Origin of the sequence: Xanthomarina sp. GH4-25, from assembly GCF_045363175.1 — a bacterium.
Lineage (GTDB): Bacteria > Bacteroidota > Bacteroidia > Flavobacteriales > Flavobacteriaceae > Xanthomarina.
In genome coordinates, this window is record NZ_JBJFLO010000011.1 from 43,180 (window position 1) to 52,866 (window position 9,687).

General features: G+C 35.0%; 5 protein-coding genes and 1 pseudogene. All 6 read left to right on the forward strand.

Going from position 1 to position 9,687, the window contains the following annotated elements; genetic code table 11:
* Positions 1–19 precede the first annotated feature (19 nt).
* Positions 20–2,209 carry a hypothetical protein gene (locus tag ACI5KZ_RS14250; RefSeq protein ID WP_406848006.1) on the forward strand — a complete coding sequence of 730 codons (2,190 nt, stop codon included), beginning with the start codon at positions 20–22 and terminating at the stop codon, positions 2,207–2,209.
* A gap of 42 nt (positions 2,210–2,251) precedes the next feature.
* Positions 2,252–3,883: a tail fiber domain-containing protein gene (locus tag ACI5KZ_RS14255; protein WP_406848007.1), complete on the forward strand. Its 1,632-nt coding sequence runs from the start codon at positions 2,252–2,254 to the stop codon at positions 3,881–3,883.
* 6 nt (positions 3,884–3,889) lie between these two features.
* Positions 3,890–5,416, forward strand: coding sequence for a hypothetical protein (locus tag ACI5KZ_RS14260; RefSeq protein WP_406848008.1), 1,527 nt, complete (start codon positions 3,890–3,892; stop codon positions 5,414–5,416).
* Between the two features lie 243 nt (positions 5,417–5,659).
* Complete coding sequence (locus ACI5KZ_RS14265; RefSeq protein WP_406848009.1) at positions 5,660–7,483, forward strand: tail fiber domain-containing protein; 1,824 nt, start codon at positions 5,660–5,662, stop codon at positions 7,481–7,483.
* Positions 7,484–7,705: 222 nt separating this feature from the next.
* Positions 7,706–9,301 carry a hypothetical protein gene (locus tag ACI5KZ_RS14270; RefSeq protein WP_406848010.1) on the forward strand — a complete coding sequence of 532 codons (1,596 nt, stop codon included), beginning with the start codon at positions 7,706–7,708 and terminating at the stop codon, positions 9,299–9,301.
* Positions 9,302–9,435: 134 nt separating this feature from the next.
* Positions 9,436–9,687, forward strand: a pseudogene (locus ACI5KZ_RS14275) (hemagglutinin protein); the annotation flags it as partial.

The window sequence follows — 9,687 nt, forward strand, 5'->3', positions numbered from 1 at the left end:
TAATACAAAAAGGAATCACATGAAAAGAAAACTCACACTTCTAACATTATTAATTTCATTAGCAACATATGCTCAACAAAGCATTAATTACAAAGCCTTAATAAAAGATGACTTTGGCAGTGTGGTTGTTAACGATTTAATTCAAATTCAGTTTAGTATTTTAGAAGGTGAAGCACAAACCAATGTCTATCAAGAAACCCATACACCAACCACAGATGTTAATGGACTCATTATTGTAAATATTGGAGAAGGTACTACTTCTGATGATTTTTCAAGTATCAATTGGAGTGCAGACGACCATTTTCTTAATGTTCAGATAGATACAGGGACTGGTTTAACAGATTTGGGTACCACTCAGTTTATGGCTGTGCCTTATGCCTTATCTGCAGCTAATGTAACTGGTCTAGAAGCGCTAGACGAAGGCAATGGTATTGGTTGGCGATTAAAAGGGCGTGATCTATCTTTGTTTGGATCTATTGGTAATCAAGCAGTTGATTTGAGTTATTCACATTCACCTTCAACTACTAATGGAGCCTCTGGTTTTGCTTCTTTAGCTAGTGGTCTTGAAACCGAAGCATCTGGTTCTTATTCTATTGCCATGGGAAATAATACTTTAGCCACAAGGGATAATTCTACTGCATTTGGAGCCTATAACGTAGAAAATGCAAATACAATTTTTGCAGTTGGAAATGGATCCCCTGGATTCGATGTTCCTGAAAGAAAAAATGCTTTAACCTTAAATGCAGGTCTTGGAAATGCTGTTGATTTTATTATTGGGAATCATCAAATTAACGATGACCCAACAACAGAAAACGACGATATTAAATTCTTTTTTAGTGGACAATATGGTGCTTTTAGAGCTGGTAAAGTTTCAATTGAGACAGGTGATGAATGGAATTCTGATAATATTGGTTTTTATTCTGCAGCCTTTGGCTCAGGAACAATAGCCTATGGTGGACAATCTTTTGCTGCAGGTAACAACACTAATGCTTTAGGCTATGCTTCGACTGCTTTAGGATCAGGAACAGTCGCTTCAACCACTTCATCTATGGCAGTTGGTGCTTATAATATAGATGATGCAGAAGCACAATTTATGGTAGGTAATGGTGTAAATGATATTTCTAGAAATTCTGCGTTTGTAGTTGAAAAAAACGGAACAATAACTGCACCAAGTTTTGATCTTTCTGAAATTACAGATGATAAAGCATTAATAACAAAAGAATATGCAGATGTAAATTTAAGAAGTTCTGGTTTAGAACAAATTACTGAAAATGGTAATGATGGCTGGCGATTAACAGCTAGAAATCCGGTCTATTATGGAACAATTGGAGATGATGCTGTAGACTTAAGCATTTCCGGTGCTAGCTCTGCTGAAAATGGAGCTACTGGAAAAAGATCTTTTGCTACTGGATTTGTAACGAAAGCATTAGGTGAATCTTCTACTGTAATGGGAGCATATTCTGAAGCTCATGCCAAATATTCTACAGCAATTGGTAGTAGCAATGTGGCCAATGGAGAAAGATCAACTGCGCTAGGTTTTGCTTCTGTAGCAACTGGTTTTGCTTCAATAGCAATTGGCAATAATACAGAAACACTAGGGAGTTCTTCTATTGCTATGGGTAATAATACTTTAGCTTCAGGAATTACTTCTACAGCAATGGGAGCGAGCACAGTAGCACAAGGTGAGAATTCAACTGCAACGGGAAAGGAAACAATTGCCGTCGGAGATAATTCTTTCGCTGTAGGCAATAATACGGTAGCATCTAGAGACAACTCTTTTGCTTTAGGTGCATGGAATAGTGAAGATGCTTCTGCCATATTAATGGTTGGTAATGGCACACAAACAAATTCGAATACAGCATTTAAAGTAATGGATACTGGTGATGCTATTTTTGATGGCGAATTAAATCATACAAGTACAGGTACTGCAAATATGATGCCTATTGCTTATGGTACTATTGAGTCTAATGCAAATGTATTAAGTGGTACTGGAAACTTTTCTGCTACCATAAGTTCTGGTGTCATTACAATAACAGTTGATAACGAAAATTTAACTGTATTTAATAGTGCTTGTACCATTGTACCTTATGGTGGCAATCCTCGGTTTTCAACATTAACTTATTTAAATAATAAACTGGAAGTTCGTGTTTTTAATAGTTCGGACACTATAACGCCAACAACCTTTCAATTCGTTCTTTATAAACTGTAATAGTTAAATCTAGAAATGGCAACTAATTAAAAGTCAAATATTATGAAAGCATATATTACAGTATTTATTATTCTATTTAGTTTATTGTCAAGCTTTGCCCAACAAAACATTAACTACAAGGCTATTATAAAAGACGATTCTGGTAACGTCATTGCAAACGACCTTATAGTCGTACAATTTATCATTCAGCAAGGTGCAGCACAAACCAATGTTTATCAAGAATCACATACGGTAACCACAGATGCTAATGGACTCATTATTGTAAATATAGGAGAAGGTACAACATCAAATGTGTTTGCAGATATTGATTGGGCAAGCGATGATCATTTTTTAAATGTTCAAGTGAATACGGGAGATGGTTTGACCGATTTAGGCACGACGCAGTTTATGCATGTTCCTTATGCTATTCAAGCTGAAAAAGCAGCAAATGTTACAGGATTGGAAGCTATTGATGAGGGAAATGGTAATGGTTGGAGACTAATTGATAGTAATCCTGATAATTTTGGCAGTATAGGCGAATACGCAATTGATCTTAGTCGCCAGCCAATTGAAAGTAATGTAAGAGGAGCCACAGGACGTTCTTCTGTTGCTTTTGGAGTATCATCTGAAGCTTCTGGTTCTTATTCCTTTTCTACTGGACAATTTAATATTGCAAGCGGTACAAGTTCTACAGCATTTGGAGCTTCAAATGATGCTAACGGAAATTTCTCCACGGCTTTTGGATTAAATAATAATGCAGATGCTTTTGGTTCTTTTGCTATTGGACGCTATAATATGGGTGGAGGAAACCCAACAGAATGGAGCATCTCTGACGCAGTATTTGAAATTGGTAGAGGAACCTCTAATATTGATAGAATTAATGCTTTGACTGTTTTTAAAACTGGTAGAATGAGATTAAATAGCTTCACAAATGGTCTTGAGATAATTAATGGAAGTGGTTTCGGTATTCATGTAAGTGGTGGAAGTTCCGTGGGTTTTTATGTGAATAATGCAAGTGTATATGGAGGACTATTTAGAGGTGACGATGCTGGTCTATATACTAGATCATCTAATAGTCAAAATCCTGATATTATTCTTGGTGGAGATTCCAACGCTAATGCCGAGGATGACGCGATTATCTCATCCGATCCACAATACGGAAGTAGTGATTTTTACATTAGAAGCTATGATGGTGTAATTGTAGAGTTAGATTATAATGACAATGAATCGGGTTCCTTTATTGTTAGAAATGGAGATGGTAATGAAGTCTTTTCGGTGAGTGAAGGAGGAGCGATCAGACAAAATGGTGCTACAATCCATGCTTCAGATAAAAGGTTAAAAAAAGATATTGAAACTCTGGCATACGGGCTCAATGAGGTCATGCAACTTCAACCCAAAGCCTATAACTGGAAAGACAGAGAGCAAACTTATAAATCTTTAGGATTAATAGCTCAAGAAGTTCAGCCCATTATTAAAGAAATTGTAACTGCTAAAGACAATGCCGATAAAACTTTAGGGATTAGCTATTCAGAACTTATTCCTGTACTCATTAAAGCTATTCAAGAACAACAAAGTATTATAGAAACACTTAATACAGATAATTGTCATCAAAAATCTCAATTAAAAAGTATAGAGCAAAATTACCAAGCACTATTATCTAGAATTGAACTTATAGAATCTAAATCATCCAACTAAAACATTATGAAGAACACAATAACACTAATCATTGCATTTTTAATTACAATATCAAGTCTTGCACAGCAAGGCATTAACTACAAAGCTCTTATAAAAGATGATTTAGGCAATATTCTAGTCAGCCAGACTATTGGTGTGCAGTTTCAAATACGTGAAGCCACCGCAAATGGTAGTGCTGTTTATACAGAAACACACACACCAACGACTGATGTTAATGGAATTATTATAGTAACAATAGGATCTGGTACAACCACAGATGTGTTTGCAGATATTGATTGGAGTGCAGACGATCACTTTTTAAACGTACAAATAGATACAGGCTCTGGTTTAACAGATATGGGAACCACACAGTTTATGACAGTACCTTATGCTTTAAGTGCCGCAAATACAGCTACTAAAATAGCCGATTTAGACGATGGGAAATCTGACGTAAATGGTTCCTCCATATTTTTAGGTTTAGATGCTGGTGCCCAGGATAACGGCACCTCTAATAGGAATGTTGGAGTAGGATATCAAGCCCTGTCTTCAAATACTGCAGGAGAAGGAAACGTCGCTTTAGGATATCGTGCTGGATATAATGAAACAGGCAGTAACAAATTATACATTGCAAATACAGATACAAACACCCCTTTAATACATGGTGATTTTGACACGAATTTATTAACAGTAAATGGTGATATTGACATCACTGGAAACATGAGGCTCAATCATTCTGGTCCTCAGATAGGAGCTGCAAGTTTTACATTAACACAGCCTAGTGAAGGCTATGGTGGCATGTACGTGAATTCATTGGGTACGAATGCTGCGATACCATTTTATGGTTATGCAGTTGGAAATGCAGGAAAGTCTTGGCATTATTACAATGGAATAGAAAACTTTTGGGGATTATATGTTGAAGGTGATAAATTAAAAGTAAGTCCAGATTCTACACATGTTCTGAATAACTTGGTAGCAAAAACAACGCTTAAAGTTAACGAAGGGGCTATACTTAACGGTGACGTCACTATTAATACAAATACACAGCTTAACCAGTATACAGACCTAACGATTAAGTCAACAAAGGTCAATACATTTGGAGGAATGTATATCGATGTTGATGGAGGGTTATATTCTAAACCATTTTATGGATATAGTGTAAATGGTGTTCCAGCTGCCTATACCTTTTATAACCAGACTACTAGTTCATGGGGTATTAATATCAATAATGCACTATATAACACTATGGAAGTAAAAAGTCAAAATGTATATATCAATGGAACCCTTAAGCTTGGTCACACTAATGGTGCGGCTGAAGATAATGGAACGATATTCTATTTCGATGGCCATTTTTATGGCAAAACACCAGGTGGTTTAACGCAACTTGATAATGTAGTTAATGGTTCAACTAGCTCATCATCGAGAACAAGTAATGAAACTAACGACACCATACAAATGCTAAAGGAGGAAAATGAATCTTTGAAGAAAGAATTAGGTGAAATAAAAAAGCATCTTCAAGAATTAGATAAGAAAGTGTTATCTTGGAATAACGAGTAATAATTACAATAGTTTTAGGGTATAGAATATACTATTGTGGAGATAATGGTATAATTTATACAAACTCTTGTAGCTTAAAACTTCAAATCAATTAAATAAGTAGTTATGTTTAAGTATAAGTGATTTTAGTTATAATAAAAAAGTGACCAATTAAGTGAGATTTTCCACCAACTATACATTATCTGTGACTAGTTATTTTATTATTTATATATTATCGGCTTATAGCTTAAATAAAATTCAATTATGAAAAAACTATCACTTTTAATCGCATTCTGTATCACATTAACAAGTTATGCCCAACAAAGCATTAATTACAAAGCCATTGTAAAAGATAATATAGGTAATGTGGTAGCCAATCAAACTATTGATGTTCAATTCATCATTTACCAACAAGCTACTAACGTCTATCAAGAAACCCATACACCAACGACCGATGCTAACGGACTTATTATTGTAAATATAGGTGAAGGCACTACATCTGATGTATTTACAGATATAGATTGGGGAACAGACGACCACTTTTTAAATGTGCAAATTAATACGGGTTCTGGCTTAACAGATTTAGGAACCACACAATTTATGGCAGTTCCTTATGCTATTCAAGCTGAAAAGGCTGCAAATGTCACGGGTCTAGAAGCTATAGATGAAGGTAATGGAGTAGGATGGCGTTTAAAAGATAAAAATCCTGCTAATTATAATAATATAGGAGAAAATGCTGTGGATTTAAGTTCGAGTTCTAATCCATCTGGAGTATATGGCGCTTCGGGAGATTTTTCTACAGCTACAGGTGCTTTTACAACAGCATCTGGAAAATACTCTACAGCTATGGGATTTGTTACTCAAGCAGAATCTTATACTTCTACAGCCTTTGGTAGATATAATGTTGGAGGAGGAAGCGCAACATCATGGATTTCAACAAATCCATTATTTGAAATAGGAAATGGAACAAGTGGCGTAAATAGAAGTAACGCCTTAACGGTTTTAAAAAACGGGACCATTACTGCGCCAAGTTTTGATTTAAATGAAATTACTGATGCCAAAGCCTTAATAACAAAGGAATATGCAGATGCAAATTTAACATCTTCAGGACTTGAAGTTTTAACAGAAGGTAGTAATACAGGTCATAGAATAATAGGGCGAAATCCAGCTTATTATGGTACTATAGGAAATAATGCCATAGATTTAAGTTATAGTAGTGGTTTTAGTCTAGAACGTGGTGCAACAGGAAATTATTCTACAGCAATGGGATACAATACAACAGCAACAGCATATGCTTCAACAGTAATTGGCAGGTATAATACAGGAAGTGGTAACGCAACATCTTGGATAGCAACAGACCCTCTGTTTATAATAGGAAATGGAACAAGTAATAGTAATAAAAGTAACGCCTTTACTGTTCTAAAAAATGGTCATATAGGCATTAATAAAAGTTCTTTTGTAAATGCCAAATTAGATATCGATCATGCCAGTTCGCAGACTTCTCCACAAATTAATATTAGAGAAACCTCTGGTGATTATGCAAGACTCAGTTTTTCTAATTCTTCATTCATACCGGGTTATTGGACTATTGCAGGAAGTATAAGCGATACGCCATCAACAGATAGACTCAACTTTTATCATTCAGCTGCTGGAGATATCATGTCTATTTTAGGCAATGGTAATGTGTTAGTAAATGGAAGTGTCGTACATAGTAGTGATATTAGATTAAAAAACAATATAGAATCCATTCCATATGGTTTAGACCAAGTTTTACAATTACAACCAAAAGCTTATAACTGGATAGCAAAACCAGACCAAGAAAATAAATCTTTAGGTTTAATTGCTCAAGATGTGCAGTCAGTTATTAAAGAAATTGTACACACAGCAGATGACGAAAATAAAACTTTAAGTGTGAGTTATACAGAATTGATTCCTGTATTAATAAAAGCCATTCAAGAACAACAAGAGGTTATTGATGCGCAACAAAAATTAATTACTAGTGAGAAACAAAAAAATATAGAACAAGAAAATCAATTTCAAGCCTTGTTAGAACGTGTAGAACGTATAGAAAACAACACGTCTCCATAATTGTTACAATAGTGATATGTTTAGTTACATATGTTATATAGAAGTTTTAAAAAATAAAAGAAATTTGGTGAAAGCTAAAACAATAACTTAACGCAAAAGATATTTTATAGATTAAAAAAAAAGTTATTACCATTCATACAAGGAAATAGACCAACAATACATTTTTTTATGAATTTCTTGCAAGATACAATTACATTTAGTTGCTAATCAATATATTAAATTATGAAAAACACTACCTTATTACTACTTATTTTAATTATTTCATTTACAAGTTTTGCTCAAAATGGCATTAATTACAAAGCTGTTGTAAAAGACAATAGTGGTAATGTTATTGCAAACGACCTTATTGTTGTTGAGTTTACAATTCATTCTACCAGCGCAGTAGGACCTACTGCGTACCAAGAATCTCATACACCAACTACAGATGATAACGGACTTATTATAATTAATATAGGAGAAGGAAATCCTTTAAGTGGTGTTTTTAATGATATTGATTGGGCTGGAAATCTCCATTTTTTAAATGTGCAGATTAATACAGGAGACGGATTGCAAGATATGGGTACTACCGAATTTAAAGCTGTGCCTTATGCACTCTCTGCACCAAGTACATCCAAATGGGAAGATAATGGAAACGGAATTCACCGATTAAATGGTAATGTTGGTATAGGGACTAATAATCCTACAAGAAAATTGCATGTTATAAGTGATGACCAAACATATTCGGCATACTTTCAAAACAATTATCCTGGTATTGGTTCTAAATATGGGATTTACAATAATACCACATCCGATGGAATAGGAGTCAAATATGGTTTGTACAATAATGTGAGTTCCCAAAATGCTACGTCTCCAACTTACGGAATATATAATTATTTAAACACAACTGGGGCTTCGGGTAATATGTACGGTATTTACTCAAACGTATCCTCAGCCGGTACAGGAGCTCATTATGCACTATATGGATATGCCATTGGTCCTGGTAGTTATGGGATATATACATATAGTAATAGTGAACAGGGATATGCCGCATATTTTAATGGAAGAGCTCAAATTACCGATCGACTTATGATTGGAACTGATTCACACGGACGAACAGGACTTAATGTGAATCAAAAAGATCTTTACGTTAGAAATGCAGATACTACCACTGTAAGAACAAGATATTCTGGAGCAGGAACCGGTGGAGAAACGGAATATTATATGAATAGTGGATTTAGAACACTTGAATTGCAAGCTTCAGAAACAGCCAATACTGGCTCGCAAATACAAATGTATAAGGCCGATGGTTTATTGGGAATATCTTTAGATGCCGATTTTTTAGGTCTTGGAAGAGTGATAACTCAAGAAATTGAAGTTACAGGAGCTGATTTGGCCGAGTTTTATGCGGTTTCTAATGCTTCACAAGCAAAACCAGGCATGATCCTTTGTTTAGATCCAAATAAGCCTGGCGAGATGATGGTGTCTAATCAACCTTATGATAAAAAAGTAGCAGGTATTATTAGTGGCGCTAATGGCATACGGCCAGCAATTTTAATGGGAGGAGAAATGACTTCAGACGAAAGTACTTTAAGTCCAGAGAATAGATATGCAACTAGCGATGGTAAACATCCATTAGCCTTAACTGGTAAAGTTTATGTGTATGCTGATGCATCTAATGGAAGTATTGAAGTTGGAGATTTGCTTACGTCCTCTACAACTCCTGGTTATGCTATGAAAGTAACGGAGTATTCAAGAGCACAAGGAGCCATAGTTGGAAAGGCAATGTCGTCTTTACCATCTGGACAAGGTTTTGTATTGGTATTAGTCAATCTTCAGTAGATATTTTAGCTATATAAATCATAATTTGATTGCAATTAATTAACAATTAGTAAAGTAACATTTAATTTTATAAGTATATTTGATTAATAAAATTAGAATTGCTTTTATAAAGAATCATAAAAACAAGTAGTATCATGAAAACAATCTCTGCAATTTTATGCCTTTTGGTGCCTTTTTTAGGAATGACTCAAACCATCGAAAAATTCAGTATCGATAGTGGAGGTGCCAGTGCCACAGCTGGAGGTATAGAAATTCTCTACACGATAGGCGAGGTGAACGTTCAAGAATTAAGTGCTGGAAACATTCAGGTTTCCGAAGGCTTTATCAATGGGAGTATGAAGATTAAGATCGATCCGAAAGTCTTTTTGCAAGGTCCACTATTAAAC